Here is a 16,862-nt window from a genome sequence, read left to right as displayed (position 1 = left end):
AGAAGGGGTTAAAGCCCCTTCTGACAGGTGGCACAAAGTGCCACTGCGTTCATGAGGAAGTAGCGAAGCGGATTCCGAATGTCCGCTTTACGAGGAAACATTTGAGATAAAGATGGGAGAAGAAAAGTGAATGGATTAAATTTATTGGATAATGATAATAAACTTAAGGACAACTGTTTGTTTATCTGGCAATTTAAGGAGGAAGACCTTAAAGACATGTGTAAAATCTTTGATGCATACAGACTAGATGTAATAACCGAAAATTCCAAGAAACATTTACAGGTTGACATTAACAAAATTGAAAATCGTATGTTAAAAGAGGGTTTTAATCCTGTGGAATGTATGCTTTATGCCTCCAAAATAATTAATTTAAGGCTGTCCAATGACAACAACATGATAGAGATTCTTGCTAAAGAAATTTTTAATATCTGCAAGTTTCACGAAAAAGACACCACAGATATATTGATACATATTATTAATAAATGGAGCTGGATACCCCAGTTAAAAGTTGTTATAGAAGTGTGCGGATTTCTTGGTGAAAATGACCTGTTAATGGATCTTATCTTAGAAAAATTTGCAAAATCAAAGGATCTTAAGTCCCATGTTTTTAATGCAATAATGAAAGTAAAAACCCAAAAAAATCTTGAAAGGGCCTTGAAAATAATATCAAATATAGGAACAAATGAAGAAGACAGGCTTATAGTTAAAAAATTTAATGGGGAAATAAGGGATTTTAGAAAATTTTCCAAGGTGCTTTTATTTTTGACAGAATACAAAAAAACTCGTCCCATGAGTAAAGCCGGGCAAAATGCCATCAATCAGCTTCTTTTAGATAATGGAGTAGTCAGGGTGAATGTGGGAGACATGGATTATATGCGAAGTCTTGCTGAAAAATCCGTAAATGACGAAGAGGCTTTTATAGAATTTATGACTTTTTGTTATAAAAAGTTCGACGAAGAAGCATGTTATCTAAGTAGGTTTTCCAGACCAGAGGCGGGGGAATTTTTAAGAACTATTTTAGCTAATATTAGTAAATTAAAAAAGAGAACTTACAATAATGCTGTTATCTCCCTTGGAATATTAGGAAGCAAAGGCTATAAGGAGGCAGAGAGTATAATAAGTGATTTGTATGTACCGGGTTTAGAATTAAACAATTATCCGGTTTTGGTTGCTCTTATGATATTGATGGATGGGGAATCAATGGAAGAAATAATCGATTTTTTTGTAGAAAAAAAGGAGTATAATTTATCGGATTTGTTTTTTTTATTAAAAATGGCGGATTTTAATTCGAAACATGAGGTTTTAAAGGAATTCCAAAGAAGATTATATCTTAGATATATAAAATTAATATCCACAGAAGACAGACAGGGCATTATAAAAATGACAAAAAACCTGCAAATGTTCTGGAGCAGAGAAATATCTTACCTAATACCTGTAAATCTTTTGAGATATATCTGTGAGATATTAAAGGTATATTCTAAAGATTCAAATGTATTTCCTCTTGAAGTATCAGTGGTTATATCCATGATGGATATCGTTTCTCATAACTGGAATGCTTTGGTAGAGGATACAGTATTTAGTATTTACAAAAATTCTGATGACATAAAAGTAGTACAAAGATCTAAGAGCATATTATTAAGCAAGGAGATTATGGCTCCGAACTGAAAAGAAAGGGTTCAAGAAGTAATATGGTTGTTGAAGATATAGAAGAAATTGAAAGAAAATATTTTGTAGATTATGATATCAGTGACATCCCGGATATGTTATGCACATATTATGAAAACAAAGAATTTGAGCTGGTTTATTACTTGTCTGAAAGGTATCGGACAGATTTTTTTCAATGTGAATTTTATCTTATGATGTCAATGATGGAACTGGGGCTTTATAAAAGGGCATACAAATGCTATAAAAAGCATGAGGGTGACTGGTTTCAAAGCTTTAAACAATTTAATATTTACTGGAAACATGCTGCTATTTATTCCCTGTATTTTAAAGATATGGAAATAAGTGACTATTATTGGGATATTTTCAACGAGTATTTTGAGTCTAAAATCGTACAAGTAGTGGAATTAATCTATGATGGCATGTCAGAAAGCATACAAAACACAGAACTTTTTAAAAATCTGTCTAAGGATTATCCATTATTAAATAAAGTGTGGGATAGGGGAAGTCAAAAAGAATTACAGGGGCTTAGCGTGAAATCGGAAAAATGGCAATACTACACTGATTATAATTTTCAGATTAGTGACGGGGACGAGTATGGAATAGAACTTGTCTATATGGAAAATGATCTTGAAATATACAGTTATAAGCCTAAAAATGTAGCTGCATCCATGCATATTTTAAGGGACAAAGATTGCACAATAATACTTGATTGTGGAAGTGAAATGTCACAGGGCAGGGTGATGAACATACCTGTAAGGAGTATTTTAAACAGATTAAATATACAACATGTGGATTTTGCTCTGGTATCTCATGCTCATTTAGATCACTATGGAAGTTTAAGTGAACTAAAAAAAACAAAGGTGTTTATGACAGAGGAAACAGGAAGAATTATAAAATGTGTTACCAATGATGTAAGATTTAATAATATACAGTTTGTTGAAGCCTATTCATATCTGGAATTTGATGATATCTGGATACAGTTTATCCCTAATGGACATATTTTAGGTTCTGTTTTATTTGATATAAACTGGAAAGATAAAAAAAGAATTATATATACAGGTGATTTTTCCCTGTCAGATCAGTGTACTGTAAGAGGTCTTGATCTTAAAGATATTACAAAAAACAAGACAAAAGTTGATGTTCTTCTTATGGAAACCACCTATGGCGATAAAACAGATATGTTGACACTGGAAAGTTATGAAAAAATATTCATTTCTCTTTGTGAAAAGTATTTAAAATACGGCAATAAAATATTCATTCCTTGTTTTGCTGTGGGAAGAACCCAGGAAACAGCAATACTTTTGGCTGAAACTGTAAGAAAGGGCGGCTACAATATAATGATTGACGGTCTTTCTATAAAGGTTACAAAATTATATAAAAAGATAATTGATTCCAAAAGAGATATTTTAAACGGAAGAGTTAATTCCTGCAATGGAATTCGTGACATTGATGGAAAAATTGACAATAATGATGTGATTTTGGCAAGCTCCGGTATGATGCAACCGGGCTCTACAGCTGCAAAATATGTGGAACGACTCTTAGAAAGAGAAAATGTATGCATTATGAAGGTTGGTTATATCAATGAAAGTCAGGGTATGCTAAATGTTATCAAAAACAGGCAGTATGATGAAATACATTTTGAAGATATTTCCCTTTCTGCCCATGCAGGATATTTAGAACTGATAGAAACAGTTGAAACCATTAATCCGGATACAGTGATATATGTTCATGGCAGGGGAATTGTTATGGATGAAATTTAAAGGTGGGGCTATGGTGGATTCAGTTGAAGAAGTAAAGAAAATAAGGTTTTCCATTGAAGAAAACGGAGATTTTTTAAATGCCCTTAAGGTTTTAAAAAAACTGATTGATACTACGGATAATGAACTTGATAAAGTCAGATATTACTGTGAAAGCCTTAGAACAGCTTATCTGATTAATTCTGATGTCTCCGCGGGAATCTGCATTAAATTACTATATAAATTAACTGCCATAAGTAAAAGAGAAGATAATAAAAAAGAAATAGCACAAATATTGCTGGAATTTATGGTTTTTTGTGCCAGGGAGGAAAATCTAGTCTTATTTAAGGAATTGGATAAAATATATCAGGGATTGGGACTTGAAAAAAATAATCCTTCCGGTCTTTATATGCTGGGAAAACAGATTATAAAAACCATTGAAAACGGAGATTTTCATCCTGCCATAAGAATTTTTTTGTCTGCAAATTTTTCTTCAAAAAAGAAAAATGAATTGAATGGTCTTATGATAATAGATGCAGAAGGCATTGTAAGTCGCATAGAAAGTATCCGAAAAAATTCATATTTATTTTATAAAGAGGGGGAAAAAACCTTTAAAGCTCTTTATGGAAGAACAAGTCGTGATTATGAAGCTAAGCTTGAATACAAGCTTTTGAAAAGAGATGACAGTATAAAAAAGGAATTGAAAAAAATTATATTTATACTTTTATCCTTCTCAAATGATATAATAGACAAAAATAATCTTAACAATATTATCAAAAAACAAAAAGATATATTTATTGGCAGCAATACAAAATCAGATATTAAAGATGAATTATTGATTTTAGAAAAAAATTATCCTAAGTGTTATGGAAAGGTTTGTAAAAGCTTTATAGAAGATGCCAAGGTCTCAAAAAAAGAGCAGGGCAATAAAAAACTGGATGAAAGAAAAATAGAAATGAAAGAAAAAGAAATCAAAAATTCAGACATTAATATTGTTAATATAATTGATTTTCCAAAGGAAGAAGACTTAAAAGAGCTTAAGCCTGAGGAGGTAATGGATGTGTATTATGATGAAGAAGCCTTTGATGACAGCATTTTTGGGAATTTTCTTGAACCTGATGATATAGCTCCCTCAAAACATGAATTTTCAGAAAAGTTATATATAATATCAATATTAATAGCTGTGATAATGGTCTGGTTTATTTGTGCCGGTGTAATATGCCATTATTTTCCCTTAAAAATATTTTGACAGTCATTTAATCTGGTTATTTATATAAGGGCAGATTTATCGGAGGATTATTATGACTAATAAAGAAAATGAAATAAACAAAAGAAAAACCATAGTGCATAAAAATAAACATAAAACAATAGAATCAGTTCCTGCAGTTATGCCAACACCAAAGCTTGACAGTGCAAAATCTTTAGAGCCTTATGAAGTTGAAAAGGTAAAAGAAATAGAAAAATACGATTGTCCCGAAAGTGAACAGGACTTTACTAAACTTGATAGTGATTTACTTTCTACAGACCTAAATCTTGAAAAAGGAATAGATTTTAAGGTAAATAAAGATCTTTTAAGCGAAGAAGAAGTTAATTTGGAGATAGATTGATTATTTTTGGCATCTTAAAAAATGATAAATATTTCTCTATAATATCTAAAAACAAATAGTTTTTCTTATATTGAGTGTATAAATGCCCCTATGGGTATGGGCATTTACATAAAATGTGAACTGTGATACACTCATTTTCACGTATTAACTTAATATTAATATTGCAAGGAGGAAAAGCAATGAAAAAAGTATTAAAAAAAGTTACAGCACTTGTATTATCAGCCGGAATCATTCTTTCGCCAGCATATAATACAATGGCAATGGAAACCGGAGTGGTTGAAAATACCCAGAATGCTACTTTGCAGGATGGTATTTACACTCCAACTAATTTTTCTTTTTCAGGTGGAAGCGGTAAGGTTACCATTACCTGTAGTCAGGTTGAGATAAAAAACGGTGAAGCTTTCGCAACTATCAAATTTTCCAGTACGAAATATACAAATGTAAAAGTTTCTGATACAGATTATGCTCCTACATCAAATACTGATGGAAGTATATTTGTTATCCCTGTAAATGCAAACGGTGAAACAGCTATTGTAGCTACAACAGTAGCTATGTCAAAGACTAGTGATGTAGAATATACATTAACTTTGGCAGTTGATAAAAGTGGTCGTGTCGAAACTTATACAGACGGATATTATACAAAAAATGTAACAATCCCAATGGATCTTAAAAACCCTAAATATTCAGACGGAAGAGTGTTTAGTTATCCTAAAAATCCATACAGCTTTAATGTAACAACCACCATTAAAGATGGAAAGATTGTGGCTGTTGATTATACAGACGGAGTAAATGTAGCAGCTTCCGGAAGTGATAGAAACTACCTTATCTGGGCTATGGATGGTCATGTAGTTACTAATCCGGGATATTATTACATAGACCCTGAAACACCAAAGACAGCAGAAGATGTAGTAGAAACAGGTATAGAAGAACAGGTTATTGCCCATAACGGTGTAGATGGAGTAGATGTTGTAACAGGTGCTACTATCACATCAAAAGCTATTATTGAAGCTGTTGAAGATGCTGTTGAAAGAGCAAAAACAGGTGACAAAGATGACCCAGAACCAACTATATATGCTGAACCTGCTACACCAGATGTAGTTCCTGAAGACGGTGTTTATACAACATTTGCAGAAGGTGACAGTCTTTCAATCGATTATGAGCCTGTAGTTCTTAAAGTGGAAAAGGGGATTATGAAAGCTGATTTTGTTATTCAGCAAAGACAGTCTTCTTATCCATATATCTATACAGGAAGTGAAGATGATGCAATAAAAGCTGGAGAAACATCCTGGTATTATCCGGAGGATTTTGATTATGGATATAAAAATCCGGGAAGTTTATTTAAAAATGTTATTATAACATCTCTTGATAAGAATCTTGACTTTGTAAACTTCGCTTCAGGAAGCGGAAACTGGTTTAACAGACAAATCTATTTTGGAAGTAAATATCTGCGTAAAGTAGATGACAGGGTTTTAAAAGACGGAACATATACACCTGTTGATGCAGAATATATTACCGCACCTGATTTTAGTGAACCAGAAGAAAATACAGAAGATGAAGTTGAAAGCAAAAAAGATTTAGTAGTTACATTTGGAAAAGTTACAGCCCAAAATAAGGTAAATACTGTAGAGCTTGTATTATCTTCAGAAACAGATGCTAAAGTGGCTGAATCCATAATGGTTGGTGACACTGTTTATACTGACCAGGATGATAACGCTTTGACAGCTACATTTAATGTACCATTTACATTAAATAAATGGACAAGAGCTTCATATGTAGAAAATGGTAAAAAGGTTGTTGATGAAGGATTTAATTTTGTTTTAGATGTCCATGTTCATGACTATGAAAAAGTTGTAAAAAAAGCTACTTTAACAAAAGACGGAGAAATTAAATATATCTGTTCTTGCGGTGATGTTGAAAAAACAGAAAAAATCTACGCAGCAAAAACAGTACAATTAAACAAAACAAGTCTTGTATATACAGGAAGAGCCCTTAAACCGTCTATAGTTATTAAAGATAGTAAGAAAAAAACTATTTCAAAATCCAACTATACGGTAACATATAAAAACAATACTAATGTTGGAAAGGCAATTGTTGTAGTAAAAGGAAAGAATAATTATAACTTTACTAAAACCTTAACCTTTACCATTAATCCAAGTAATACAGCTATTTCAAAAATTACTGCTGAAAAGAAGGCTTTCATAGTAAAATGGAAGGCATTTAATTCAAAGAAGGCAAGCGGATATCAGATAAGATATTCAACAGACAAAAATATGAAAAAAGCTAAATTAGCAACAATTAATAAAAATACTATAACTTCAAAGAAGATAAATGCTATTTCCAAAAAGAAATACTATGTGCAGATTAGAACTTATAAGACTGTAAATGGAAAGAAATATTACAGTAGCTGGTCAAAGACAAAATCTGTAACAACAAAAAAATAATTAATATTCTAAGTTAAATAAAGACATTGAAGGGAAGCACCTTTTTAAACTTAGGTGGCTTCCCTTTTTTTGCCCTAAAAAGTCTTGCCAAGTTTACTTAAATTGCTATAATTAGAAACGGACTTGTTTAACTGTAGTAGAAAGGAAAATATTTTATGGAAAATTTTAGCGTAAAAACAAAGGGAATCTGCTCTAGTCAGATTGATTTTTCAATAGAAGATGGAAAACTTCACAATATTAATTTTCATGGAGGATGTCCCGGAAATTTAGCAGCTATAGGAAAAATTTTAGAAGGAACAGATGCTAAAAGAGCAGTAATGCTTCTTAAAGGAAATGATTGTGGAGGAAAAAATACCTCCTGTGCCGACCAACTTGCAAGAGGAGTTGAAAAGGCCTTAATGCAGTTAGAAGCTAAGGCTTAAATAAATGGAAAATACTAATGTGCAGGCCTTAAGGATATTACCATAAGAACCTGCACATTTACTGCGTTGTATGAAGAAATGAATTAAAAACTTTTATTCGATTTAATATTTAGACTTCCGTTTATATTTTCAGTCACATTTTTATTGGAAGAACTGTTTGAATCTCCGACTTCACTTATTTTTTTCAAAGACTCTTCTGACACATTAAAGTCGTCATCCATAGTATCATCTATTATTTCTCTTAACATTTTTATCACTCCAATTTCTCGTAATTTGTTTATATATTTTTATTTTTAACCTATCCTAGCTTAGATTATAATATATAGAAATTGTACAAAAATAGCAATAGATTACATAGTAAAATAATGAAAATTAACCAAACGTTTATATGAGAAGTTAAATATTTAATCTTTTTTTATATGTATAATAAATGTATTTTGTACGATAAACTAATTATAAATTTGTTCTATGGTATAAAAAAACTATGTAAATTTATGGTAATCTGACAAATAATCCCCCCTCGTTTTAAAGTATAATCAAGCAATGAGGATTTAATACAGTATCCAAATAAATATTAATTCATATATTAAGATAAGGAAGGAGAACAGGAATTTATGTTTGATGCATTATTTTCAAGTGTAAAAATCGGAACCATGACTGTTGACAACAGAACGGTGTTTACAGCTATGGGAAATTTGCTGGCAAATGGAGATGGAACTGTTTCTGATAAGGATATAGCTTTTTATGCAGAAAGAGCTAAAGGAGGAACAGGACTTATTATTACCGAATGTACTGCGGTTGACCCTAAGACTGGCCTTGGAAATCAGAACGAAATAGTAACGGGTATTGATGAGGTTATACCGGGATTACAAAAGATGGCAGATGAAATTCACAAATACGGCAAAAAGCTTTGTGTTCAGATTTATCATCCTGGAAGACAGGGTATTGCGGCTATTAACGGCGGTATTATGTTGGCCCCAAGCCAGACTGAATGTCAATGTGTTCATCAGCCAACTCGTGCCATGACCCTTGAAGAAGTGGAAGACATGGTTCAGAAATTTGTAGACGCTGCTGTAAGAGTTAAAAAGGCAGGATGTGACGCAGTAGAAGTACATGGAGCTCATGGATATCTTATTACACAGTTCTTATCACCATATACAAATCTTAGAACTGACAAATATGGTGGAACAAGAGAAAAGAGATTCCAGTTCTTAAGAGAAATTGTAGAAGGAATCAAAAAAGAATGTGGAGATTTTCCTTTACTTGTAAGACTTAGTGCTAATGAATACATGGAAACAGCGGGAAAACCGGGTGAAGGTATCACTTTAGAGGATACAATTTATTATTGTAAAGAACTTGAAAAATTAGGAGTAGATGCTTTAGATATTTCTTCTGGAAATTATGAGACAATGAATACTGCATGGGAGCCAAGCGGATTCGATCAGGGATGGAAAAATATTAATCCAAAAACCATTAAAGAAAATGTTTCAATTCCGGTTATTGCTACTTCAGTTCTTAGAGACCCTGAATATGTAAATAAGCTTATAGAAGACGGTGTTATTGACCTGATGGGTTCAGCAAGACAGTTTTATGCTGATGCTTACTGGGCTAACAAGGCAAAAGAAGGCAATGTTAAAGATATAAGAAAATGTATATCTTGTCTTTACTGTATGGAAACTCTTATGACAGGACCTAACCAGAAATGTAATATCAATGTTCGTGGTGGAGCTGAGCTTGAGTATCCTGAACCGGCTAAAGACGGCGAAAGAAGAGTAGTAGCCATAGTTGGTGGAGGACCAGCAGGTATGGAAGCTGCCAGAATCCTTGCAAAAAGAGATTTTAAGGTAGTTTTATTTGAAGAAAAAGATAAACTTGGTGGACAGCTTAATTATGCCAATAAACCACCTAAAAAAGAAAAAATAGATTATCTTATAGATTATCAGGTAAATCAGCTGGAAAAACTTGGTGTTGAAGTAAGATTAAATACAAAAGCAACACCACAAAGCGTTAAAGAAATCAATCCTTATGCCGTATTTGTGGCTTTAGGATCACTTCCAGTAATGCCTGCATCTATTAGTGGACTTGATGGGGACAATGTTTATGATCCTGTAGAGATTCTTACCGGTAAGGCTAAATTACAAAACCAGAAGGTGGCAGTTATAGGTTCAGGTATGACCGGTATTGAAACAGCTGAATTTCTTAAAAATCAAAATAATGATATTGAAATATTTGAAATGGCTGATGACATTGGACCGGGACTTTTCTTCCAGAACCTTATAGATGTTCTTTCAAGACTTGGCAATGTAGCAATGCATCCGAAACATCAGTTGTTGTCCATTAATAAAGACACAGCTACCTTTAAAGATACAACTACAGGAAAAGAAGAAGAATATAAGGCTGATTCTTTTGTAGTTGCCCTGGGAACAAAACCTGATACAGGTTTTGTAGAAGAATTCAAAAAAGAATTTGACAAAGTTTGTGTTATTGGTGATGCTGCCAAGTCTGGTAGAATCAGACAGGCTTTGGAAACAGGCTATAAAGCTGCTTTAGAATTAAAATAATATATAAAAAAATTGACTTTAAAGACTCTTTAAAAGATTAAAAAAAATCATTTAAAGGGTCTTTTTTTGTCAGAAAAAAAGCATTATAGATACTTTTATTCATGGAAACAGGTCATTTGCCGATAAGATAAGTGGAGAGGTGCAAGACTTTGTAAAATGTGAATTGGTTTATTGATTTGAGGAAGAGACTTATGAGTAAAAACAGGTTTTTTGATGCGGACAATGGAAAAAAATATTTTTCTAATGGCCTTATCAGTATGCCGGGAGGATTCTTTGTGTATAAAGCTGATTGGGACAAGGAGGAGATTCTTTATGCCAATCAGGATCTTTTTGACATTTTTGAATGCGAAAATGAAGAAGAGTTTAAAGAATTCACAGGTGGCTCATTTAAGGGAATAGTTCACCCTGATGATTATGACTATGTAGAAAAAAGTCTTTATGCCCAAATTTATGAATCAGAGGATTTTTTTGTTCAGGCTCATTACAGGATAATAACCAAAAAGGGAAATGTAAAATATATAGAAGATTATGGAAGATTCAGTAACGACCCTGTAGATGGTGCTATTTTTTATGTATTCGTTTCGGCTGCTCATGTAAAAATAGATCCCCTCACCGGTTTGCCAAATAGAAAATTCTTTTTGCAACAGGCTAACAAAGAAAAGCAAAATGCCCTTGAAAAAGGTTATAAAATTGTGGTTGTGGCATTTGATATTGTAGATATGAAAGGCTTTAATTCCAAATTTGGAATGGATGAGGGAGACAGGTTGTTATGCCGATTTGCAGATATTTTATCTGAGTTTTATGGAAATAAGCATTGTGGAAGATTTGGTGAAGACCATTTTTATTCAGTTGCAAAAAAAGACGGAATAGAAGATACAATAAAGACTATTAATAAAAGAGTGGAAGAATGTATATCCGGAGTTGAGGTTTATATAAGAGTAGGTATTTCGGAATGTGAACCAAATATCAGCGCAGAAGCTGCCTGTGACAGAGCAAAGCAGGCATCGGACACCATTAATAATTCTTCCGCTAGCAGTATGGTATGGTACGATGAAAAAATTTCAGAACATTTGTCAAGAAGAGAGTATATATTAAATCACATAGATGAGGCTATTTCAAAGGCATGGATAGAGCCTTATTATCAGCCGGTTTTTCGTACCCTCACCAAAAGATTGTGTAATTTCGAAGCTTTGGCAAGATGGATAGATCCTGAAAGAGGTATGATTTCTCCGGGAGATTTTATTCCTGTTTTAGAGGAAAACGGTCTTTCCTATAAACTTGATATGTACATAGTAAGCAGGGTTGTTAGCATGCTTCAGGGACGCATTAGACAGGGACTTCCTATAGTTCCGGTATCTGTAAACTTTTCCCGTTCTGATTTTTTGTATTGTGATCTGGTAGAATTCTTATGTAAGACCTGTGACAGCCATAATGTCAGAAGAGAATTAATTTGTATAGAAATTACGGAAACCGCTCTTATGACGGATACCGGTTTCATCAAAGAAATTATAGATCGTTTTCACAAAGAGGGATTTGAAGTCTGGATGGATGACTTTGGAAGTGGTTATTCTTCATTAAATGTATTAAAGGACTTCGAATTTGATGAAATAAAACTTGATATGGATTTTTTGAAAAATGTAAATGAAAAATCCAAAACCATTGTGACAATGGCAGTTCGTATGGCTAAATCCCTTACTATTCATACTCTCGCAGAAGGAGTAGAAACTAAAGATCACTTTGAATTCTTAAAAAGCATAGGTTGCGAAAGATTACAGGGATATTATTTTGGAAAACCCATGCCTTTGGCAGAAGTGGTAGAACATATCAAAAAGAATAATATTGAATTTGAAAGTAGGGAAATTTCTGCCTTGTATCAAAAGACAGGTCTTGTGGATATTGCAAAAAACAGTCCTATTGCCCTTGCCTTTTATGACAAGGAAAAGAAATTTAAAATTATATATGTAACAGACAGTTTTCAAAGAGAAATTTCAAGAAACGGTGAAAAGATTGATATTTTAAAAGAAGGAAAACTAAACCCGGATGATAGCATTATTGACTCTCATTTTATGGTCTTAGTAGAGAAAGTTCTTAATACCAAAAAAAGAGAAAATATGACTTTGGTAAGTGACAGTCAATACTATAATTTATCACTGCAGATAGTTGCACAATCTAGCGAAGGCTATATGATGGAAGTATCTGTTGATGGCAGGGTTTATGAAGAACAAAAGAGAAATTTTGAAAGAGATGCTGTTATCAGGACTTTTATGTCTGTTTACAATAGCGTTTATATAATAGATTTTGAAAATGACACAAGAACAGTCATCATTTCTGATGTTCCCGGGGAAAATGAAGGTGATGTGGTACAAGGAGTGCACGAGTTTTATAAAAATTATCTGCCTAAGGGAATTTATGAAGATGATATTGAAAGATGGAGAGAGTTTTGTTCCAAGGAATACATTTTAAAGAAGGCTAAAGAAACCGGAAAAGGATTTTTCTCAGAAATTTTTTGTATAAAAAGAGATGACGGTTCATATCATTGGGACGAAATTATCATTGTTGACATTAAAAAAGATGATGAGTGGCAATGTATATTAGTTGGAGTAAAAGAATCTGCCATAGAAAGTCAAAAGGATAAGGCTGCAGTCATAAAAAGGATTATTGACTACAATTATTTAAAAGTAGACGAAAGCCGGGATTTGGGAAATTATATATGGCTTTCTTTAATGGATTTCGGAAATTTAAAGTTTTTCTGGAAAGATAAAGAAAGAAGATTTCTTGGTGCCAGCAGGGCATTTTATGATTATTATGGCTTTAAGTCAAAATATGATATTTTAGGCAAGACTGACGAAGATATGGGGTGGCATTTAAACGATACTCCTTTTAAAAATGATGAATTAAGAGTTCTTACTAAAGGTGATATTATTCGTGTAGCAGCAAATACAAATGTTGTTGACGGCATTGCTCATAATATAATTGCCAACAAATTTCCAATATATAAGGACAATAAAATAATAGGTCTGGTGGGCTATTTTGTAGATGTTGAAGAAGAAATCTGTGGGCAAAAATGTCTTAGGGATGAAGTAGTAAAGGATACAGTTACAGGGCTTATGAATGCCCAGGGATTTATGGTAACTTTAATGGAACTGGATAATAATTACACCATTAATGATGAAAACTATATTTATGTATCCATTTCCGTATCCGGCTATGATGAATTTAACAAAAATTACGGACAAAAATCAGGTGATGAACTTTTATGTGAAATTGCCAGAATAATAAAAGACTTCTTTGGAGATATTGCAGTAATTTCAAGAAATGCCGGTGCCATGTTTTCAGCATGTGCCAGAAATATTGATTTTGATAAGGTTTATAACCTTTTAAACAGGTGTAAAGAAGAAATTGAAAGTATAAGAAGTATAGAAGGAAAGAACTGTCAGTTACATGTAAGTTACGGTACGGCAGCAGGTTCAGAAGCAGACGATTTTCAAAATGTAATAGACATTGCCAACAGAAGGCATAAATTTGGTCAGGGTGGCTGGAATGGACTGAATAATTATGAAGTAATATTGCCGGATCAATATAAGGATTTGCCGGTTCCTTATCTGGTTGTATATCCCAAAATGAATGGTGAAAAAGTTAAGGATATGGTGTTTATTTTTGCCAACCGGGTATATTGTCAAATGACAGGTAAAAGCAGAAGCAATCTTATAGGAAAGGGATATATGGAGCTCTTCCCTAAATCAGATTTTAAATGGGTTGAACTTACCTATCGTGCTTCTAAAGGAGAATATATCCACTTAAAGATATATGACGGTTCTACAAATCACTGGGTAAGCATGACTGCGGCACCTTCATCCATATCAGGAGCCTGCAGTGTTATTTGTGATGTCATTGATGAGGAGAGAAAAAAACAGCAGCCATTTTACGGGGATACTGCAACAAATGATGCCATTATTGAAATAGCAAAAATACTTGATGGCGAGGATGACATTATCAGTGCCATAAATCAAACTGTGGAAATGATGGGAAAAGTTTCTAACAGTGATATTTCTTTTGTTATAAAAAATATAGAAGAAAAATCTGCTGACTTTTTTGTATGGATAAAGGAAGAGCTAAAATGCGTAAATGAAAGCATTAATTGTGAGTATGTAGAAATAATAAAAAGCCTTACAAAGAATAGTATTGCAGTTGTGGAAAATATTGAACAACTAAAAAAAGAATTTCCAGATTTTTATGACTATTTAAAAGAAAGAGATGTATCCGGATTTGTGACAGCTCTTATAATGAGTAAAGGAAAGATAATAGGCCTGGTGGGCTTTTGTGATTGTAGAAATTCAGGTGAAATCGATATAAAAAAATATCTTGAATCCGTCAGCTATTTTCTTGCATCAAAGATGCGGTTTGACAGGGAAGAAATGGTTATACAGCAGGATAAAATAGGTTATAAGGACTCTCAAACTAAAGATGCATTACAACTTGATGACACAGTTTTGCAGGTTTGCGATGATTATGATAACAAAAAAATTATTAATAGTGTCCTGTGTAAAATGGATCTTTATAAGGATATACCTATCGCTTATGCAATTTACAAGCCTTTATATGATGAAGAAAAAGATATTATAACAGATGTAAAATTTATATTTGTTAATGAATGGTTTTGTAAATTGTGCGAAAAAAGCAGCAAAGATTTTATTGGACATACTTACCTTGAGGTCTTTAAGGGGGGAGATGTATCCTGGTTTAAGATTGTTTATGATACAGCTATTAGAGGAAAAAAGAAATATTACATACATATTTACAGCAAGGAAATTAACCACTGGCTGGAAATGAGTGCTGAACCACTTTCCATAAAGGGATATGTGGCAATGACTTTTGCCAAAGTGGACAGATATGTAGAAAGTTATGAGCAGGTAAAAAAAGATTGGACTACTGGGGATGTTATCCTAAAGGTTGTAGAAACTTTAAACGGCGAGGAAGATTATGAAAAAGTAATGAATCTTACTCTTGAAAAAATCAGTCAGTTTATTTGCGCAGACAGAATATATGTTATAGAAAAGGGAGAGCAAAACCAGCATAATATCTATGAATGGTGTGATGAAGGTGTTTCATCCAAAAAAGGTATTTTCACCAATCTTTCAAGTGATTATTTTGCAACCTGGGATTATCTGTCCTATAGAGAAAATGTGGTTCTTATAACTGATGCCGGGGAGTTAGAAGAATTTGATAAGAAAAACTACCATGATATGATTTATGAAAATATAAGCTGTATTCTGGCAGTGCCACTTTTTAATAATGATAAGATTATAGGCTATCTTGCAGCAGATAATTTTGAATTATATGAAACCTTTGATGTAAGAAAGGTATTGGAAACAGTGGCAAGTTTCATTTCTTCTAAAATTATTGCAAGACAGGAATACAGGTTGTTAAAATATGAAAGCTGTCACGATCCCGTAACAGGACTGTTAAATAAAAAGGGACTTGATATATACATAAGAGAATATATTGAAAAAAATCCTGATACTTCATCAGTAGCGGTAATTATAGACATTGATAATTTTAAGATGATGAATGATCTTCTGGGACTTCGTGCAGGTGACATGACTTTAGTGGAGTTTTCTAAAAAACTTGTTAAATACTTTGACAAGGGGGCAATTTTGGGAAGAAATGTGGGAGATGAATTTTACATTTTCCTAAAAGATGTAAATATTGAAGAAGTAGCAGAAAAAATCAAAAACTTATGGAGGGAAAAACAAAGCTTTATTTATAATGACAGGGAATATGTATTTTCAGTTTCTATAGGTTATGCCCTTTATCCTAAACAGGCTCTTACCTATACTGCATTGTTTGCAAAAGCGGGAGCTGCTCTTTATTATGGAAAGCGCTCCTCCTTAAAACATGGTTGCAATATGTATTCAGATGAGATTGAAAAAATAAACCGGGAGCAGTTAAGATTTGCAACCAATGATATGATGTTAAATATGCCGGGAGCTGTTTTGGTATATAGGGCTAAAGGTGAAGAAAAAATATTATATGCCAATGATTGTATGGTAAAGCTTTTTGAATGTGAATCCTTTGATGAATTTATGGAGTTTACAAAAGGCCATTTTAAAGGTGTGGTAGATTCTGAGGATTATGAAGAAACAAAACTAAATATCTGGAATCAGATAAATTCAGGAACAACGGATTTGGTTTATGTTGATTATAGAATAAGAACCAAAAACGGAAAAGTTAAACATGTTTGTGATAATGGAAGATTTGTACATAATCAATATTTTGGCTCAATATTTTATATGGTGATTATAGATAAAGATGAAAGAGCACCTCATATAAAAAACAATTCTTAAAAAAGTTTTCTGAAAAAATTAAACATTTCAGAAAACTTTTTTTAATGTTTTTTTGTTATAATAAAAATAGTAAAAATTACCTCTTA

At 32.7% G+C, this 16,862-nt stretch carries 9 protein-coding genes; 8 read left to right on the top strand and 1 reads right to left on the bottom strand.

All coding sequences use genetic code 11. The features are described from left to right. Positions 1-126: 126 nt before the first annotated feature. From BM153_RS03715 to BM153_RS03690, 6 genes are all read left to right on the top strand, one after another. On the top strand, positions 127-1,665 hold the full coding sequence (locus BM153_RS03715; protein WP_092870894.1) for a hypothetical protein: 1,539 nt from the start codon (positions 127-129) through the stop codon (positions 1,663-1,665). A gap of 23 nt (positions 1,666-1,688) precedes the next feature. Further along, positions 1,689-3,425, top strand: coding sequence for an MBL fold metallo-hydrolase (locus BM153_RS03710; RefSeq protein WP_092870892.1), 1,737 nt, complete (start codon positions 1,689-1,691; stop codon positions 3,423-3,425). Continuing rightward, positions 3,415-4,650, top strand: a complete 1,236-nt coding sequence (locus BM153_RS03705; RefSeq protein ID WP_092870890.1) for a hypothetical protein — start codon at positions 3,415-3,417, stop codon at positions 4,648-4,650. The genes BM153_RS03710 and BM153_RS03705 overlap by 11 nt, the downstream gene beginning before the upstream one ends. 52 nt (positions 4,651-4,702) lie before the next feature. Further along, positions 4,703-5,008 carry a hypothetical protein gene (locus tag BM153_RS03700; RefSeq protein ID WP_092870888.1) on the top strand — a complete coding sequence of 102 codons (306 nt, stop codon included), beginning with the start codon at positions 4,703-4,705 and terminating at the stop codon, positions 5,006-5,008. A gap of 179 nt (positions 5,009-5,187) precedes the next feature. After that, entirely contained in the window at positions 5,188-7,449 is a 2,262-nt protein-coding gene (locus tag BM153_RS03695) for an FMN-binding protein (protein WP_092870886.1), read from the top strand. A 155-nt stretch (positions 7,450-7,604) separates the two neighbouring features. Further along, positions 7,605-7,871, top strand: a complete 267-nt coding sequence (locus BM153_RS03690; RefSeq protein ID WP_092870884.1) for a TIGR03905 family TSCPD domain-containing protein — start codon at positions 7,605-7,607, stop codon at positions 7,869-7,871. An 83-nt stretch (positions 7,872-7,954) separates the two neighbouring features. Here the strand turns inward: BM153_RS03690 and BM153_RS13650 are convergent, their stop codons facing one another. Beyond that, positions 7,955-8,119, bottom strand: coding sequence for a hypothetical protein (locus tag BM153_RS13650; protein ID WP_177205566.1), 165 nt, complete (start codon positions 8,117-8,119; stop codon positions 7,955-7,957). Between the two features lie 366 nt (positions 8,120-8,485). Between BM153_RS13650 and BM153_RS03685 the strand changes: the two genes are divergently transcribed. Further along, positions 8,486-10,432 carry an oxidoreductase gene (locus BM153_RS03685; RefSeq protein WP_092870882.1) on the top strand — a complete coding sequence of 649 codons (1,947 nt, stop codon included), beginning with the start codon at positions 8,486-8,488 and terminating at the stop codon, positions 10,430-10,432. A 191-nt stretch (positions 10,433-10,623) separates the two neighbouring features. Next, entirely contained in the window at positions 10,624-16,776 is a 6,153-nt protein-coding gene (locus tag BM153_RS03680) for an EAL domain-containing protein (RefSeq protein ID WP_092870880.1), read from the top strand. Positions 16,777-16,862 lie beyond the last annotated feature (86 nt).

It is taken from the genome of Acetitomaculum ruminis DSM 5522, from assembly GCF_900112085.1.
In the GTDB taxonomy this organism is placed as follows: domain Bacteria; phylum Bacillota; class Clostridia; order Lachnospirales; family Lachnospiraceae; genus Acetitomaculum; species Acetitomaculum ruminis.
The sequence above is the reverse complement of the archived record's forward strand: the minus strand, read 5'-3'. Positions and strand labels throughout refer to the sequence as shown.

Bases quoted from the DNA above. Each gene is read 5' to 3' on its own strand.
- BM153_RS03690 (WP_092870884.1), top strand. From the start codon at position 7,605: ATGGAAAATTTTAGCGTAAAAACAAAGGGAATCTGCTCTAGTCAGATT.
- BM153_RS03680 (WP_092870880.1), top strand. From the start codon at position 10,624: ATGAGTAAAAACAGGTTTTTTGATGCGGACAATGGAAAAAAATATTTT.
- BM153_RS13650 (WP_177205566.1), bottom strand. From the start codon at position 8,119: ATGTTAAGAGAAATAATAGATGATACTATGGATGACGACTTTAATGTG.
- BM153_RS03700 (WP_092870888.1), top strand. From the start codon at position 4,703: ATGACTAATAAAGAAAATGAAATAAACAAAAGAAAAACCATAGTGCAT.
- BM153_RS03710 (WP_092870892.1), top strand. From the start codon at position 1,689: ATGGTTGTTGAAGATATAGAAGAAATTGAAAGAAAATATTTTGTAGAT.
- BM153_RS03695 (WP_092870886.1), top strand. From the start codon at position 5,188: ATGAAAAAAGTATTAAAAAAAGTTACAGCACTTGTATTATCAGCCGGA.
- BM153_RS03705 (WP_092870890.1), top strand. From the start codon at position 3,415: ATGAAATTTAAAGGTGGGGCTATGGTGGATTCAGTTGAAGAAGTAAAG.
- BM153_RS03685 (WP_092870882.1), top strand. From the start codon at position 8,486: ATGTTTGATGCATTATTTTCAAGTGTAAAAATCGGAACCATGACTGTT.